The sequence below is a fragment of the Prauserella flavalba genome, assembly GCF_003202235.1.
Taxonomy (GTDB): Bacteria; Actinomycetota; Actinomycetes; order Mycobacteriales; family Pseudonocardiaceae; genus Prauserella_A; species Prauserella_A flavalba.
Genome location: NZ_MASU01000020.1, coordinates 77,602 through 92,796 on the forward strand (window position 1 = coordinate 77,602; position 15,195 = coordinate 92,796).

The window sequence follows — 15,195 nt, forward strand, 5'->3', positions numbered from 1 at the left end:
TGGCTCAAGGCTGTCCCGGTTCCTTCCGCTGTCGCCGTCCTGGGCGGCCGCGCCCCCCGAAATGCCCACCGCACAGGAGGTTTGCACGTAATGGTGGAAAAGTCGGACATTGATCCGCCGGCGCCACTGACCGGTAGAACCGGGCCGGCGGAGGCCGTGTCCAACCCGGTCCGGCCCTCGTTGCGGCAGGTCGGGCCAGGCCTGGTGCTCGCGGCGACCTGCGTCGGGGTCGGCGACATGGTCACTGCGATCGTGGCAGGAGAGAAGACCCAGCACGGCCTGGTGTGGGCCTTCCTCGTGGCCGTGATCATCAAGTACTACGTCACGATCGCCATCGGCCGATGGAATTTGGCCACCGGCAAGACCATCGTGCAGGGATTCCGCGCGATCAGCGTGGTCGCCATCGTGCTGGTGGCGGTCTACGCGGTGATCTGGGGGCTGATGTTCGGGGCCGCCGGCCCGGCGGTAGTCGGGCTCTCCGCGACCGCGATGTTCCCAGTGTTCGACGCGAACACTTGGGCGATCATTCACGGGGTCGCCGCCTTCATCATCGTGCTCGTCGGTCGGTACCGGGTGATCGAACAGATCATGAAGGTGTGCGTCGGCCTGATGTTCGTGGGCATGGTGGGGGCGGCGCTGCTGGTGCGGCCGGACTTCGGCTCGATCGCCGTTGGCATCGTCCCGCGCATCCCGGACGGCTCGCTGTTCTACGTCATCAGCATCATCGGCGGTGTGGGCGGCACGCTGACGCTGACCGCGTACGGCTACTGGGTGCGGGACAAGGGCTGGCGCGGGCGGGAGTTCCTGCCGATGATGCGCCTGGACTCGGCGATCGGCTACATCGCCACGGCGATCTTCGCCATCTCGGTGCTCGTCATCGGTGCCACGTTCCTCTACGGCTTCGGCCGGTCCGTCGACTCCGCAGGAGGACTGCTCGCCCTGGCCGAACCGCTGCGTGACAGCTATGGGCACGCGGCGTACTGGTTCTTCCTCGTCGGCTTCTGGGCCATCGCGTTCAGCTCGGTCCTCGGCGTGTGGAGCGGGGTCTCGTACCTGTTCGCCGACCTCGTCCGCAACGTGGTGAACAAGGGCAAGGAAGTCGACGCTGGCGGCGAAGGCGACAAGGCGCCCCTGCAGAAGACCAAGTCCTACCGCGTCTATCTGCTCCTGCTGACCTTCCCGTCCATTCCCGTCATGTTGCTCGGCTCGCCGGTGTTCCTGGTACTGGCTTGGGTCACGCTCGGCGCGTTCTTCATGCCATTCCTCACGATTGCCCTGCTGTACCTGCTCAACGCCAAGAAATACGGGGTCCGGCGACCGGGTGAGTCGCCGTTCTCGCTGGTCAATATCGTGCTCGCGCTCAGTGCCGTGCTGTTCGTCGTGCTGATGGTCAGCGAGCTGATACGGACGTTCTCGTAGAGAGGAGACCGGGGTGAGTGTGGAAACCCATGAACTGAGTACGGCTGCGGTGCAGGAGATGTTCGACCGCAGCGCCTTCCACCGATGGCTGGGGCTACGGGCGGAGGCCGTCGGGCCGGGCAGTATCGAGATCTCCGCGCGGTGGCGACCCGAGTGGGTAGTCCGCCCGAAAGGCGAGCCCACGCACGGCGGGATCCTGGCGGCGCTGGTCGACGTGGCGGCGGACTGGGCGCTGTACTCCCGGACCGGGCGGGGCGTGCCCACCATCGACCTGCGGGTCGACTACCACCGCGCGGCGGCTCCGGGCGACCTGACCGTCCGAGGCGAGGTGGTCAATTTCGGCCGTCAGATCTCCGTCGCCGAGGCGACGGTGATCAACGCGGACGGCGTGCTGATCGCCAGCGGCCGAGGGGTCTACCTGACCAAGCCCCCGACGTCATGACCGGCGGACGGCTCGCCAGACACGAAGAAGGGCCTCGCCGTGCGAGGGCGGATTCTCGCGGTCGTCGCAACACCTGATGGCCCTACGTGGTTGTCAGTAGATCACGCAGACGCTCGGCTGAAGTTTCCAGCCGAGCGTTCTGCGTGGTCGGCCGTTCAGTTGCTGGGTCCCGTGCTCAAGGTCCGCGGCGCTGTGGATGGACAGGTCGATGCCCAGGGGGTGCACAGCGCGGGAGCGACCTCGCGCCGCAGCCCGCCACAAGCCTGGACATAGATAACTTGGTAGATCTTCTGCGCAGTCACCTGCATGCCGCCGCCCTCGGGGCACTCGTTGCCAGAGCGTGACAGATCTGCTCGGGCGACCACCGCTGGGCAGCCTGAGCGACGTAGTCCCGCAAGGGACCGTCCCGGGCGAGCTTGAACTCCTCGCGCCGCGGGGGCTCTGCGGCCACGCAAGCTGCGCCCGGCGCGGCCGATAGACACCACCGACGGAACGGGCATCGATCTCGCGCTTGATCGTGCGTGCCGGCCGCCCCAGTGCCCGCCTGAGCGCCCGCAGCGACTCGCCCGCCCGACGCAGTCAGCGATCTGCTCTCGCTCCGCCAGCGTGAGGAACCGAGGATGCGGGCGAAGTCCTTTTTCGCGCTCAGTAGCCGACGCTCAGCTTGCCGTCGACGCGCCGGGGAATGCCCGCGACGTTGTCCTCCCGCAGCTCCTCGGGCAGCAGCTCGGGCGGCACGTCCTGCCAGCAGACCGGACGCAGGAACCGCCGGACCGCGGTTACCCCGACGGAGGTGTGCGGTGCGGTCGCCGCGGGCCAGCCGGCGCCGTGCTGGGTCGCCCAGGTCACCGCCATCCCGGGCGGGTAGGAGTTCCACAGGATGCGGCCGGCACGCTCGGCCAGCGCGGTGAACGCGGCGCGGGTGAACTCGACCTCGTCCGCTTCACTGTGCACGGCTCCGGCCAGCGCGGGCTCGAGCAGGCGCAGCGCGGCGAGCAGGTCGTCCTCGGTGCCGTACCGCACGATCAGCCCGTATGGTCCAAAGACCTCTTCCAGGAGGCTCTGGTCCAGCTGCGTGGTGCCTACGCTCAGCACGTGCGGTGCCACCGCGAACCCGGCTCCGCCGGGCCGGACCGCGTCGACCAGGCAAGCCACGTCCTGGTGGCGGGACAGCGCGGCGACCTGGTCGAAATAGGCGTCGCGGATGCCCTGATTGGCGACCACCAGCGGCTCGGCGAGTTCGGTGAGGCGGTGCGCCAGTTCGGCGCACAGGCGGTCACCGTCCTCGCCGGCCGGCACGAAGGCCAACCCCGGTTTGGTGCAGAACTGTCCGGCGCCCTGGGTGAGCGCTTGCGCTAGCCCTGTCCCGATGCCTGCTGCCCGGGTGCGCGCCGCGCCGGGCGAGACCACCAGCGGGTTCACGCTGCCCAGCTCGCCGTAGAAGGGGATGGGATCGGGTCGGGCGTTGACCAGGTCGAGCAGGGCACGCCCGCCCCGCTGCGAACCGGTGAAGGCGACCGCGGTGATCTCACCGCGCTGCACCAGAATCGCGCCCGCATGGTGGCCGTGCACGAGCCCGATGGCCCCGTCCGGGGCACCCGCCGCGGACGCGGCTTTCGCCAGTACCGCGTACGTGCGCTCGGAGGTGGCCGGGTGGGACGGGTGCGCCTTGACCACTACCGGGCAGCCGGCGGCGAGCGCGGACGCGGTGTCGCCGCCGCCCACCGAGAAGGCGAGCGGGAAGTTGCTCGACCCGAAGACGGCGACCGGCCCCAGCGGGACGAGCATGCGGCGCAGGTCCGGTTGCGGGCCCAGCGCGGTCTCCCTGGGGTGTTCGATCGTCGCCTCCACATAGGAACCCTCGTCGAGGGCGTCGGCGAACAACCGGAGCTGGTAGGTGGTACGGCCGAGTTCGCCGCGCAGCCGGGGCGCGCCCAGCGCCGTCTCCGCGTCGGCGACCTCGACGATGCCGGCTGCGTCCGCCTCCAGACCCTCCGCCATGAGTCGCAGCATCGATGCGCGCCCGGTCCGGCCGAGTCGCTGCAACTCCGGTGCCGCCGCCGCCGCGGCACCGGCGGTGGCGGACACGTCGTTGGGACTGGCTTCTTCGCCGAGAAGCTGCCGGACTGCTCCGGTGCGCGGGTTCAGGCTGACGACGGCCGACATGGGAACCTCCAGGATCTCGAGGTTCGGCTACCAGCGTGGGAAGGGGGCGGAGGAACCTCGGGAAAGGGTTTGACACCCGGAATATGAGATATTAGCGTAGCATACATGAGATGTCGGCATGCCCGTCTGCCGACGAGTCCGACCGCCGATTCGTAAGCCGGCTTCTTCAGGTTCATCGATCGCGCGGAGTATGCGTGCTCAGCAAGCCTTTCGGGGCCGGGCACTTCGTCGTCTTTTGAGGAGGAGCGCGAGCGATGCCGCTGTCAACCGAGGAGCTGCGCGAGTTCCGAACAGTGACCCGAAGCTTCGTGCGGGATCGGCTACAGCCCCTCGAGCACACGATGGACACCGAGGACCGGCTGCCCGCCGAGGTCTGGAAGGAGCTGTCCGCGGCTTCGGTGGACCTGGGACTGTGGACTGCGAACATGCCGTCGGCCTTCGGCGGGCCTGACCTCACCCTCAGTGAGCTCAGCTCGCTGTGGGAGGAGTTCGGGCACACCTCTTGGCCGTTCACCTACCTGCTCGGCCGCCCGCACCCGATCCTGGTCACCTGCACGCCGGACCAGCGGAAGAAATATCTCGACCCGCTCATCGGCGGCCAGGCGCAGTACTGCTTCGCGGTGACCGAACCGGGTGCCGGGTCGGACGTCGCCTCGATGAAGACCACCGCAATGCAGGTCGACGGCGGCTATGTGATCAACGGTGTCAAGCACTTCATCACTCATGGTGGAGACGCCGACTTCGCCATTCTGTTCGCGGTGACCGACCGCAAGGAAGGTCAGCGCAAGCCGGAGATGACCGCGTTCCTGGTCGATCGCGGCACGCCCGGGTTCACCGTGGGCGGCAAGCAGGATATGATGGGCTGGCGCGGGGTGCATGAGCACGAGTTGATCTTCGACAACTGCTTCGTGCCGAACGAACAGGTGCTCTGCGAACGGGGCGACGGGATGCGCCTCGCCATGGCCGGCATTGCGCAACGGCGGCTCAACATGGCCGCGTTCTCGTGCGGGATGATGGACCGGCTCATCACACTTTCCCATGAATACGCCCAGAACCGCGTGGTGTTCGGCGACACGCTGAGCCGCAAGCAGGGCATCCAGTGGATGTTGGCGGAGATGGAGGCGCTGCGGTTCTCCGCGCGGGCGACCACGTTCCGGGTGTGCGAGCTGTGTGACGAGGCACGCGCAAGCGGAATGGACGACCTCGCGCTGGCTGGTGAGCTAGCCAAGGAGGTCGCGGTGGCCAAGCTCGTCGCGACCCAGGCGCTGGGCAAGGTCGCCGACCTGGCGGTGCAGATTTTCGGGGGCATGGGCTGGTCCCAGGAGAACCCGGTCGAGCGGATGTACCGGGACGCCCGGATCCTGCGCATCGTGGACGGCACCGACGAGGTGCAGAAAGGCATCGTGTTCCGCAACCTGGCCTCCCGCCGCGACGTCGCCTGAGCCTGCGGAGGGAGCAGCATGGGTGAGATCGAGATCCTGGACATCGACGTGCTGGTCGCGGGCGGCGGGCTGGGCGGTTTGATGGCGGCCTATCGGGCGCGGCGGGCGGGAGCCCGGGTCGCTGTCGCGCTGGGTTCGGGCGGCGCGTCGGCGCGGATCAGCAGCCTGAACGCCGCGCTGGGAGCGAGCCCTGGGGACACCCCGGAGCGGCTGTTTGAGGACATCTTCATCGGGGGCGGGGCACTGTCCGATCCTGCGGTGGTGCGGGCGCTGACCGGGCGCGTCGGCGCGGTGGTCACGGAGCTGGTGAACCTGGGCGTGGGGTTCCACCGCGTCGACGGCAAGCTCGCGCGTCGCCGCGGCGCCGGGAGTTCGGCGGACTGGGCGGTCTACTCCGAGGGCATGATCGGGCACGAGATCTGCCGGGTGCTCCTGGATCAGCTTGCCGAACCCGGTCCGGCTCCGGCCATCCTGCTCACTGGCGCGACGCTGGTCGCGCTCGACGCCGGAACCGAAGGGGTGTGCGGTGGCCTGGTCCATCGTGGCCGGACCGGTGACTGGCTTGATGTGCGGGCATCGGTGATCGTGCTGGCGACCGGTGGCGCGGGCGCGCTGTTCGAGCGCACCACGAACCCGCCCGGCAGTCAGGGCACCGGGTACGCCATGGCACTGGAAGCCGGTGCCGAGCTTGTCGGGATGGAGTTCATCTCCTACGAACCGTTCGTCACGCTCAGTTCGGCGCACAAGAAGAGTTACGATCTGCCGACCACGGTGCTGCATCAGGGCGCCCGGCTGCGCAACAGCAACGGGCGACCGGTGATTTCCGAGACGAACCCCCCGAGTAAAGACATAATCTGCCGGACAATCGTGGAAGAGGTCAACGCCGGGCGGGGCGTGGACGGCGCGTTGATTTTCGACTTGCGCGATATGGCACCGGAGACGCTCGCGCAATACACCGGCCTGACCCAGGCACTCAACGCATTCGATTTGAGCCCGGAAAACGCTGTTCTTCCCGTATTTCCGGCGCAGCACTACATGAACGGAGGTGTGCGGATCAATTCCGACGCCAGTACCAGCGTCCCCGGGCTGCTCGCGGTGGGCGAGGTCGCCGGTGGAATCCACGGTGCGCATCGGCTCGCCGGTGCAGGTGGTGCCGAGGTGGTGGGGATGGGCGCGATCGCTGGCGACACCGCCGCGAAGCTCGCTGCCGACCGGCGGGGGATCGGCGGGCCTCGGCAGGGCCCGCGACCGGAGTTGCTGCCTGCCGGAAGCACGCCGGAGCACCAGAAGCTGCTCGGCACGGCCAGGTCCGCGCTGAGCTCGGCGTGCGGCATACTGCGCACCGAGGACGAGCTGGCCGCGGCTGCGGAACGGCTGGGCGAGCTGTCCGCGCGGCTGGCCAGCGCGGGGGACGGCCCAAGCTACGCCGGGCGCCGGGTCCTGCTCGCCTCGGCCATCGTGGGAGGCGCGCTGGCCCGGCGGGAGAGCCGGGGCGATCACTATCGCGTCGACTACCCGGACCGGGACGACTCCCGCTGGCGCGGCCAGCTGGAGACCCGGCTGCGGGGCCCGGCGGGACAGCTCGAGACGACCTTTTCCACCGCGGCCGCGCCGCCGGTGGGGGTGGAATAGCTCGACCGCCTTCAGCGGCCCTGGCTAGGGAGGCCCTCCAAAGCGGGGATGCGCTGAGTGGTGACACGGGCGTGCTCCTCGCCTGCAGAGGACACCGACTCTGGTCGGTTTGGCGATCGGTATGATGACCGGAGGACACATATGATGTGGAACAACAATTCAAACCAGTCGAATGGTGCAATCAGCGTAGTGGTGATGAGTTCATGCCCGATCTGCGGCAGCTGAAGAACCCGACTCTGGGTAAGACCGTGTCACGCACCGACTTGGTCGAGGCGGCATTGCGGGAGTGGATTCTCACCGGTCAGTTGAGTAGTGGCCAGCAGCTCGTGGAACGCGAACTCGCGCTGGTGCTCGGCACGTCCAAGACGCCCGTTCGGGAAGCATTGATCATCCTGTCCCGGCGCGGCCTCGTCGAGTCCAATACCTACCACGGTATGACCGTGCGCAAGGTGACTTCGCACATGATCCGGTCGGTCCAGCAGGCCCGGATGATGCTGGAACCGGATATCGTCGCCGGTTCGCTCGCGAACTTCGACAAGGAAGCACTGGCGAAGGCAAAGGCGGCGCTGGAGCGCAGTGCGGCGGCCGCCAAGGAGAAGGACTGGGTCACGGTGGCCGCGGAGAACCGTGAGTTCCACCGCGTGCTCTATTCACAGCACGACAACGACCTCATCATCTCCTTCCTCGATCAGCTGCAGGATCAGATCGCGTTGATCGCGCTCGCCAGCTGGGACGACAACGCCGACCCGATCGACGAGGGCGCGCAGCACAAGGAAATCCTCGCGGCGGTCCGTCGCAAGGACGCCGCCACGGTGCGCAAGCTGCTGCGCGGCCACATCCAGGTGCTGTTGAAGTTCGCGGATCGCGTTGCCGAGAAAGAGAGTTCCGGCAAGTAGCCAGTACAAGAAGCTGGCGGCCAGTAGCCAGCTAGGACAGATCGCCTATTCATTCGTGAGTCTGCCCGCGTATCGCTTCGGTGGCTGGCTCCTGCCCGCGGACGGCGGCACACGGTCGGTTTCCTTTTCATACCCTTGGGAGGGTTTCACATGCCTACCGCAAGAAGCGGCGGTCAGCTCGTCGTCGACCAGTTGCTTGCGCACGGGGTCACCACGGCGTTCGGCGTCCCCGGGGAGAGCTACCTGCCCGTGCTGGACGCCATGTACGACTCCACGCCACCGTTCACCTTCGTCACCTGCCGGCACGAGGCGGGTGCCGCGACGATGGCCGAGGCGACCGGCAAGCTCACCGGGCGGCCGGGGATCTGCCTGGTCACCCGTGGGCCGGGGGTCACCCATGCCAGCGTCGGCGTGCACAACGCAGCCCAGGACTCCAGCCCGATGATCCTGTTCGTCGGCGAGCCGCCGAACCGGGCCCGGCATCGCGACACCTTCCAAGAGGTGAACCTGGAACAGACCTTCGGCGACCTGGCGAAGTGGGTGGTGTCCATCCGGGACACCGAACGCCTGCCGGAACTGATCAGCCGCGCCTTCCGGGTGGCCACCGGTGGTCGCCCGGGTCCGGTGGTCATCGGGCTGCCCGAGGACATGCTGTTCGGACAGGCCGAGGCTGAGAAAGTGGTGGCCACCACGGTAGCCCGCCCGCGCCCGTCCGGCGAGCAGATCGCCGCTGTAGCGGCGATGCTCGCCGAGGCCGAGCGTCCGATCGCGATCGTCGGCGGGCCCGGCTGGAGTCAGGGGGTCGCGGACGCGCTCAAGAAATTCGCCGAAGCGTGGCGGCTGCCGGTGGCCAACGCGTTCCGGCGGCAGGACGCCTTCGACAACGCCTCCGATTGCTACGTCGGTGATCTGGGAGTGCAGGTGAACCCCGGCCTGGCCGAGCAGGTTACCTCCGCCGACGTCGTGCTCGCGATCGGCTGCCGGCTGGATGCCATCACCACCGCCGGATACCGTCTGCTGAAGTCGCCGCGCCCGCGCCAGCGACTGGTGCACGTCCATGTCGGCGAGGAAGAGCTGGGCCGGGTCTACCAGCCTGAACTGGCCATCCACGCTGATCTCCAAGCGTTCTGCGAACAGCTGGGCACCGCGGAGGCGCCGGCGGCGCCCCGGTGGGCCGACTGGGCCGCGGACGCCCGGGCTCGGTACCGCGACTGGGTTGCGATCGAGAACCAGGGCGACGCCTCGCGCCTGGCGGAGTTCGTCCGCGCGGTCCGGGCCAAGCTACCCGCGGACGCGTTGATCGCCAGCGGCGCCGGGAACTACGCCGTCTCCGTGCACCGGAACTCTGCCTTCGGCAGCTTCCCGGCGCAGGTGGCGCCGACGAGCGGATCGATGGGCTATGGGCTCCCGGCTGCCATCGCGGCGAAGGTCGCGTTCCCGGAGCGGACGTCGGTGGCGTTCGCCGGTGACGGGTGCTTCCTCATGTCCGGCAACGAACTGGCCACCGCCGTGCGGTATGGGCTCCCGGTGCTCGTGGTCGTGATCAACAACTCGATGTACGGCACGATCCGCGCGCACCAGGAGAAGAAGTACCCCGGTCGCGTTGTGGGCACCTCGCTGGTCAATCCGGATTTCGCGCAGTACGCGCGGTCCTTCGGCTGCGTTGGCGAGGTGGTGGACTCGCTCGAGGAGCTGGACGTACAACTCGACCGGTTCCTGGCCGGGCAACGGCCGACCCTGCTCGAGTTTAGGGTGTGAGCGGGCGTCATGACCGAACCGACGCATGACATCGCCGTGGTCGGCGGTGGGATCCTGGGGCTGACCACTGCGCTAGCCATCACCGACGCCGACCCGTCCCGCTCGGTTGTCGTGCTGGAGAAGGAGGACGGCTGGGCCGAGCACCAGACCGGCCACAACAGCGGGGTGATCCACCACGGGCTGTCCGTGCACCGCTCACGCCTGAGCAGATCCGGGAACACGAGCCGCACGTTCGTGGCCTGGCCGGTCTGCACGTGCCCGCCACCGGAACCTGTGATTTCGCCGCGGTGGCGAAAAAGCTCGCGGACATCTTGCGCGAACGAGGGGTGCGCATGATGAGCTCGACACGGGTGATCGGGTTCTCCGGCGGTGCGCGCGAGGTCGTGGTGGAAACCGATCGGGGCGAGGTGGTCGTGCGGCGGGTGGCCAACTGCGCCGGCCTGCACAGCGATCGGCTGGCGCGGATCGGCGGGCATCGCGACGGGGTACAAATCGTGCCGTTTCGCGGGGAGTACTTCGAACTGAGGCACGATCGGGAGCACCTGGTGCGCGGCCTGGTGTACCCGGTGCCGGATCCCGCCTTCCCGTTCTTGGGCGTACACCTGACCCGGATGATCAACGGTGGCGTCCATATCGGACCCAACGCGGTGCTCGCGTTCGCCAGGGAGGGTTATAGCAAGACCTCGGTCGACTGGGCGGGCGTGCGAGACGTGGCCACCAACCGCGGCCTGCGGGTGCTCGCCCGGCGCTACTGGCGCGAGGGCGGGGGCGAGGTGCTGCGGTCGATGATCAAGCCGCTGTTCGTGAGCGCGGTACGCCGACTGGTGCCCGAGGTGCGCTCCGCGGACCTGGTCGCTGCACCGGCCGGCGTCCGCGCGCAGGCGATCCGCGACGACGGCACGTTGGTTGACGACTTCGCCTTCGCCGAGGACGAGCGGTTCGTGCACGTGCTCAACGCGCCGTCGCCGGCCGCAACCGCGGCGTTTCCCATCGGCCGGGAGATCGCACGGCGGTGCCTGGGTCAAGCCGGCTAGCGATCTTCGGAGACAAACGAGTGCGTGGTCGGGTTTATTACGGCTGGCTCATGGTCGGTGGCCTCAGCGTCTCGGAGCTGGTGTCGTGGGGCGTGCTGATCTACGGCTTCTCGGTGTTGGTGGGGCCGATGAAGCTCGAGCTGGGTTGGTCGTTGTCGCAGATGAACACGGCTTATGCCGCGGGGCTGCTGGTGTCCGCGCTGGTCGCGGTGCCGGTCGGCAGGTGGATCGACGCGCGCGGGGCGCGCAGCGTGATGACCACCGGCAGCCTGCTGAGCATCGGGGTGCTCGTCGGATGGTCCTTTGTGGAGACGCTGCCCGGCTTCTTCGGGCTGTTCGTGGCCGCGGGCGTGGCGATGGCGATGACGTTGTACGAGCCGGCCTTCGCGGTGACGACGTCGTGGTTCCGGGTGCATCGCCCCCGCGCCGTCATGATCATCACTGTCGTGGGCGGGCTGTCCAGCACGGTGTTCGTCCCGCTGACTGGCGTGCTGGTCGATACCGTCGGCTGGCGCGACGCCCTGCTAGTGCTGGCCTGCACGGTGGCGCTGGTCGGCCTGCCGATACACGCGCTGCTGCTGCGCCGGTGGCCCTCGGACCTGGGGCTGGTGCCGGACGGTGCCGCCGCGGCAACGGCGCGCACCCGGCAGGACGCCGTGACCTCGCCGGTCAGCCTGCGCTCGATCGTGTTCCACACGCCATCGTTCCGGTGGATCGCGATGTCACTGTTCCTGGTCAACGCGGCCAAGTTCGCGGTGATCATCAGCCTCGTGGCCTACCTCCTCGGCCGGGGATACTCGCTCGCGATGGCGACCCTGGCCTCCGCGGCGATCGGGCTGCTGCAGGTGCTCGGCAGGCTGGCGATGACCGCGGTGGGGGCCCGGATGCCGGTCGACCGCGCCAGCTGCCTGGTCTTCGCGACGCAGGGCGTGGCGCTGTTCCTCCCGTTAACCACGGCCGGCAGCGGCACCCGGTCGACCGTGTCGATCGCGCTGTTCGTGGTTCTGTTCGGGATCGGGTTCGGACTGTCGGAGTTATTGCGGGGCACTATGGTCGCCGAGTACTACGGCGTGCTGAACTACGGCCGGGTCAACGGGTTGCTGTCGGTTTTCGTCGTCATCGCCCGGGCGGCGGGCCCGTTCGCGGCCGGTCTCGTGGTGACCATGCTCGGTTCCTACGGCCCGCTGCTGGCCGGTGCCGCCATCGCCACCCTGGGCGGTGCGTTCGCCCTGTTCATGGCCGGGCGCACGCGCCCGCCGGAAGTCGCGGACGCCGAGGGCTGACGAGCATCACGACTGGCCTTGTTCGCGCCAGCACGGGTATTCCGCCAGAGTTTTCTCGTCGCGTGGATAGGTTCCGTGCAGTGGTGCGCCGTCGTCGATCCTGGCGAGCACGAATTCCCCGAGCCGGGTTTGCTCGACGGCGTCCTTCGCCCGATTCGGCGATGTCCCGGGGAACGCAGATGATTCCTTCCTCGTCACCGACGAGTACGTCGCCGGGAAAGACCAGGACTCCGGCGCAGCCGATGGGCACCTGCACGTCCACGGCGTTGTGCAGGGCTAGGTTTGTCATGGCCGAGACGTTCGCCGGGAAGTTGCAAAATTCCAGGTCGCGCAGGCTCGGTGAATCGCGGAACGAGCCGTCGGTGATGATCGCCGCCGCACCAAGGCGCAGCAACCGGGTGATCAGAATATGCCCGGCGGAGGTGGCCCGCCCGGCACCCCGGCGGTCCATCACGAGTGTCTGCCCCGGCTCGACCGACTCGACGGCACGCCGCTGCGGATGGTCGTAGTCGTTCAACGCCGACAGGACGTCGAGATCTGTGCCTTCGTTGACGGGTGCTGCGGCAGTCCGGCTCTATGGGCCGCCAGGGCGGCGGAAAGCCTGTACCGGGCCGGGCCGACGGTGGTCACCACGCATACCGAGTCCGACCAGGCTACGGTCGCGGCGATCTCCGTCGTCGCTCGGCGCGCGCTGTGCCAACTCATCGGCCTGCGTTAGCCGGGGACACGTCCCAGAACTGGGGTCCGCGGAACAGACGGGAAGAAGCAAGGACGCAGCACGATCCGCGAACCGATCCACACCTCCGGACACCCCTGGCTCGTTCCCGGAAGCCACATTCGAGCGAGAGCCTTCACGTGTGACATGGCGACGAACGTCAGCGCTGTTGTATCTGCTCGGACCTGGCGGTCTACCTCATCGCCGTCTGCACCCAGTTCGGACAACGAGCGGAGAACGCACTGCTGGCCGGCACCAACGGTGCTTGTCGACGACGCCCGAATCTGAGGCCGTTGTGACGCTCGAAAATGAGGCCACCGGTCGGTGTGTCTAGTCTGCCTGGTTCTGTGTTCTGATGCTGGGCAGGCTGTCGATTCCTCGTCCGCGGAGGCGGTAGCTGGCGCCTTTGAGGGTGAGCACGTCGGCGTGGTGGACGATGCGGTCGATCATCGCGGCGGCGACGGCTTGGTCGCCGAAGACGCCGGCCCAGCCAGAGAACGGCAGGTTGCTGGTGAGCACGAGCGAGGCGTGTTCGTATCGGGACGAGACGAGTTGGAAGAACAGGTTCGCGGCGTCTTGCTCGAAGGGCAGGTAGCCGACCTCGTCGACGATGATCAGCCCGTAGCGGCGCAGTTTGGTCAGTTCCTGCGGCAGTCGGCCGGAGCGGTGGGCTTCGGTGAGCCGGGTGACCCAATCGGTCGCGGTCGCGAACAGCACGCGGTGGCCGTGGCGGGCGGCAGCGACGCCGAGTGCGATCGCCAGGTGGGTCTTGCCGGTGCCAGGTGGGCCGAGCAGCACGATGTTGCGTGCCTCGGTCAGGAAGGCGCCTGAGGCCAGCGAGCCGACCTGGGCCCGGATGGCGGGTTGGGCGTCGAAATCGAAGTCCTCGAGGGTCTTGCGGGCGGGGAAGGCGGCCGAGCGGATGCGTTGTTCGGCGCCGGAGGCGTTGCGCGCGGACACTTCCCGTTCGAGCACGGCGGCCAGGTAGTCCTCGTGGGTCCAGCCCGCGTCACGGGCCTGGTCGGCCAGCCGCTGCGCGGTCTCGGTGATCCGCGGTGCCTTGAGTGCGGCGGCGAGGTAGTGGATCTGCTTGACCGACTCCGGGGTGGTCTTGGCAGCCATCACGCGACCTCCCCGCTGAGCCCGAATGCGCGGTCGTAGTCGGCCAGGTCCCGGGTCAGGTCATCCGCGTTGGTGGCGGTGGCGGCGACCCGTGGCTGTCGTGCCTGCTCACGCAGCGCCTGCGCGATCCGCTTGTGAGCCGGGTCGGTGACGGTGGCGCCGCGGGCCCAGACCCGGGCGTGGTCGGCGACCACGCGGCCGTCGAGGCGGGCCCGGACCCGGTCCAGATCCGCGCTCACCTCGACCATCCGCCCGATCGCGGTCGGGTCGACGGAGTAGTCGCTGGCATCGAGGCGGACGTAGTAGTCGCGGCCGAGCCGGACCCGGTGCCGCCAACCCAGCAGCAGCGGAACCGGCGGCAGCGCGAGCATCCGTGCCCTGTCAGCCTCGATCAGGTCGACCGGGCGGGCCTTGATCGTGCGCACGATGCGCGCGTTCGCGCGGCTCAGCCACTGGTCGAACTGGGTGTTGAAGTCGGCTGGTGAGGTGAAGGAACGGCCGGGCATGAACGAAGTCTCAAAGAACCCGTTGCGGCGCTCGACAATGCCCTTGGACTCCGGGTCGTTCGGCGGCAGCTGCACCACCTTCGTGGCCAGCGTGCCAGTGAACGCCGCGACGCCGGCGGCCAGGCGACCACCGCGACCGATGCCCGGCTCGTTGTCCCAGATCAGCCGGCGTGGCACCCGCCCAAGCCGCCCGATCAACTCCCAAGAGCCGAGCAGCAAGTCCTCGGTCCGCCGAGTGGGCAGCATCCGCCCGGTGATGAACCGCGAGTGCGCGGCGACCATGACCAACACCGGCAACAACGCGCTGGACCCATCCTCCAACGGGATCCGCTTGGGCGGGAACCACAGATCGCACTGCGCCGCGTCCCCCGCCTCCCAGACCAGCCGGTCAGCCGGATCAGGGCGGCGATACCCCGGCCGCAACCGGCGCACGTTGTCCCGGAACCACGTGATCGAGCCGGTCCAGCCCACCCGCTCAGCGATCACCGTCGCCGGCATCTCCGGATGCTCCGCCAAGATCGCCCGCACCCTTGCCTCGAACGGCGTGAACGCCGTCGGCACCGGCCTGCGCTCGTACTTCGGCGGCCGGTCCGACGCCACCGCCCGATCGACCGTCGCCCGCCCGATACCCAACTGCCGCGCGACCTGCCGCCGCGGAACACCGTCCGCGACCAGCCGCCGGATCAACGCCCAGTCCTCCACCGAGATCACCCATCCAATCTGTCTGGGTGGCCTCGTTTTCGAGCGTCGCTACGGCCTCGTTTTCGAGCGTCGTCGACA

Annotated in this window: 13 protein-coding genes and 1 pseudogene; 9 read left to right on the forward strand and 5 right to left on the reverse strand. The window is 68.5% G+C overall.

Going from position 1 to position 15,195, the window contains the following annotated elements:
• The first annotated feature begins 90 nt into the window (after positions 1 to 90).
• Together BA062_RS35750 and BA062_RS35755 are read left to right on the forward strand one after the other, a co-directional pair.
• Positions 91 to 1,419 (forward strand): Nramp family divalent metal transporter, encoded by a 1,329-nt coding sequence (locus BA062_RS35750; RefSeq protein ID WP_110343576.1) that lies wholly within the window; start codon positions 91 to 93, stop codon positions 1,417 to 1,419.
• Positions 1,420 to 1,432: 13 nt separating this feature from the next.
• Positions 1,433 to 1,861 carry a PaaI family thioesterase gene (locus tag BA062_RS35755; protein WP_228714275.1) on the forward strand — a complete coding sequence of 143 codons (429 nt, stop codon included), beginning with the start codon at positions 1,433 to 1,435 and terminating at the stop codon, positions 1,859 to 1,861.
• A 185-nt stretch (positions 1,862 to 2,046) separates the two neighbouring features.
• Here BA062_RS35755 and BA062_RS40825 read toward each other — a convergent pair.
• Together BA062_RS40825 and BA062_RS35765 are read right to left on the reverse strand one after the other, a co-directional pair.
• Positions 2,047 to 2,484: pseudogene (locus tag BA062_RS40825) on the reverse strand (transposase); the annotation flags it as partial.
• Between the two features lie 22 nt (positions 2,485 to 2,506).
• A complete protein-coding gene (locus BA062_RS35765) occupies positions 2,507 to 4,027 on the reverse strand; it encodes an aldehyde dehydrogenase family protein (RefSeq protein ID WP_110343577.1) in 1,521 nt (506 codons plus the stop codon).
• 254 nt (positions 4,028 to 4,281) lie between these two features.
• Between BA062_RS35765 and BA062_RS35770 the strand changes: the two genes are divergently transcribed.
• The 7 genes from BA062_RS35770 to BA062_RS35795 all read left to right on the forward strand — a co-directional run bounded on the left by BA062_RS35770 (position 4,282) and on the right by BA062_RS35795 (position 12,072).
• The gene (locus tag BA062_RS35770; RefSeq protein WP_110343578.1) at positions 4,282 to 5,469 is read left to right on the forward strand and encodes an acyl-CoA dehydrogenase family protein; all 1,188 of its coding nucleotides are present in this window, start codon (positions 4,282 to 4,284) and stop codon (positions 5,467 to 5,469) included.
• Positions 5,470 to 5,487: 18 nt separating this feature from the next.
• Entirely contained in the window at positions 5,488 to 7,101 is a 1,614-nt protein-coding gene (locus BA062_RS35775) for an FAD-binding protein (protein WP_110343579.1), read from the forward strand.
• 203 nt (positions 7,102 to 7,304) lie between these two features.
• Complete coding sequence (locus BA062_RS35780; RefSeq protein ID WP_110343580.1) at positions 7,305 to 7,997, forward strand: GntR family transcriptional regulator; 693 nt, start codon at positions 7,305 to 7,307, stop codon at positions 7,995 to 7,997.
• A gap of 150 nt (positions 7,998 to 8,147) precedes the next feature.
• Positions 8,148 to 9,755, forward strand: coding sequence for a thiamine pyrophosphate-dependent enzyme (locus tag BA062_RS35785; protein ID WP_110343581.1), 1,608 nt, complete (start codon positions 8,148 to 8,150; stop codon positions 9,753 to 9,755).
• A gap of 9 nt (positions 9,756 to 9,764) precedes the next feature.
• On the forward strand, positions 9,765 to 10,091 hold the full coding sequence (locus BA062_RS41245) for an FAD-dependent oxidoreductase (protein WP_323808395.1): 327 nt from the start codon (positions 9,765 to 9,767) through the stop codon (positions 10,089 to 10,091).
• Positions 9,995 to 10,789, forward strand: coding sequence for an L-2-hydroxyglutarate oxidase (gene lhgO, locus BA062_RS35790; protein ID WP_342768977.1), 795 nt, complete (start codon positions 9,995 to 9,997; stop codon positions 10,787 to 10,789). Before BA062_RS41245 ends, lhgO begins: the two co-directional genes overlap by 97 nt.
• Positions 10,790 to 10,839: 50 nt before the next feature.
• Complete coding sequence (locus BA062_RS35795; RefSeq protein ID WP_110343582.1) at positions 10,840 to 12,072, forward strand: MFS transporter; 1,233 nt, start codon at positions 10,840 to 10,842, stop codon at positions 12,070 to 12,072.
• Here BA062_RS35795 and BA062_RS35800 read toward each other — a convergent pair.
• From BA062_RS35800 to istA, 3 genes are all read right to left on the reverse strand, one after another.
• A complete protein-coding gene (locus BA062_RS35800) occupies positions 12,023 to 12,589 on the reverse strand; it encodes an RraA family protein (RefSeq protein ID WP_168214187.1) in 567 nt (188 codons plus the stop codon). The two genes, BA062_RS35795 and BA062_RS35800, sit on opposite strands and share 50 nt — an antisense overlap.
• Before the next feature lie 528 nt (positions 12,590 to 13,117).
• Positions 13,118 to 13,909, reverse strand: a complete 792-nt coding sequence (gene istB / locus BA062_RS35805; protein ID WP_110339647.1) for an IS21-like element helper ATPase IstB — start codon at positions 13,907 to 13,909, stop codon at positions 13,118 to 13,120.
• Positions 13,909 to 15,126, reverse strand: a complete 1,218-nt coding sequence (istA, locus tag BA062_RS35810; protein ID WP_210406951.1) for an IS21 family transposase — start codon at positions 15,124 to 15,126, stop codon at positions 13,909 to 13,911. Before istA ends, istB begins: the two co-directional genes overlap by 1 nt.
• Between the last annotated feature and the right edge of the window lie 69 nt (positions 15,127 to 15,195).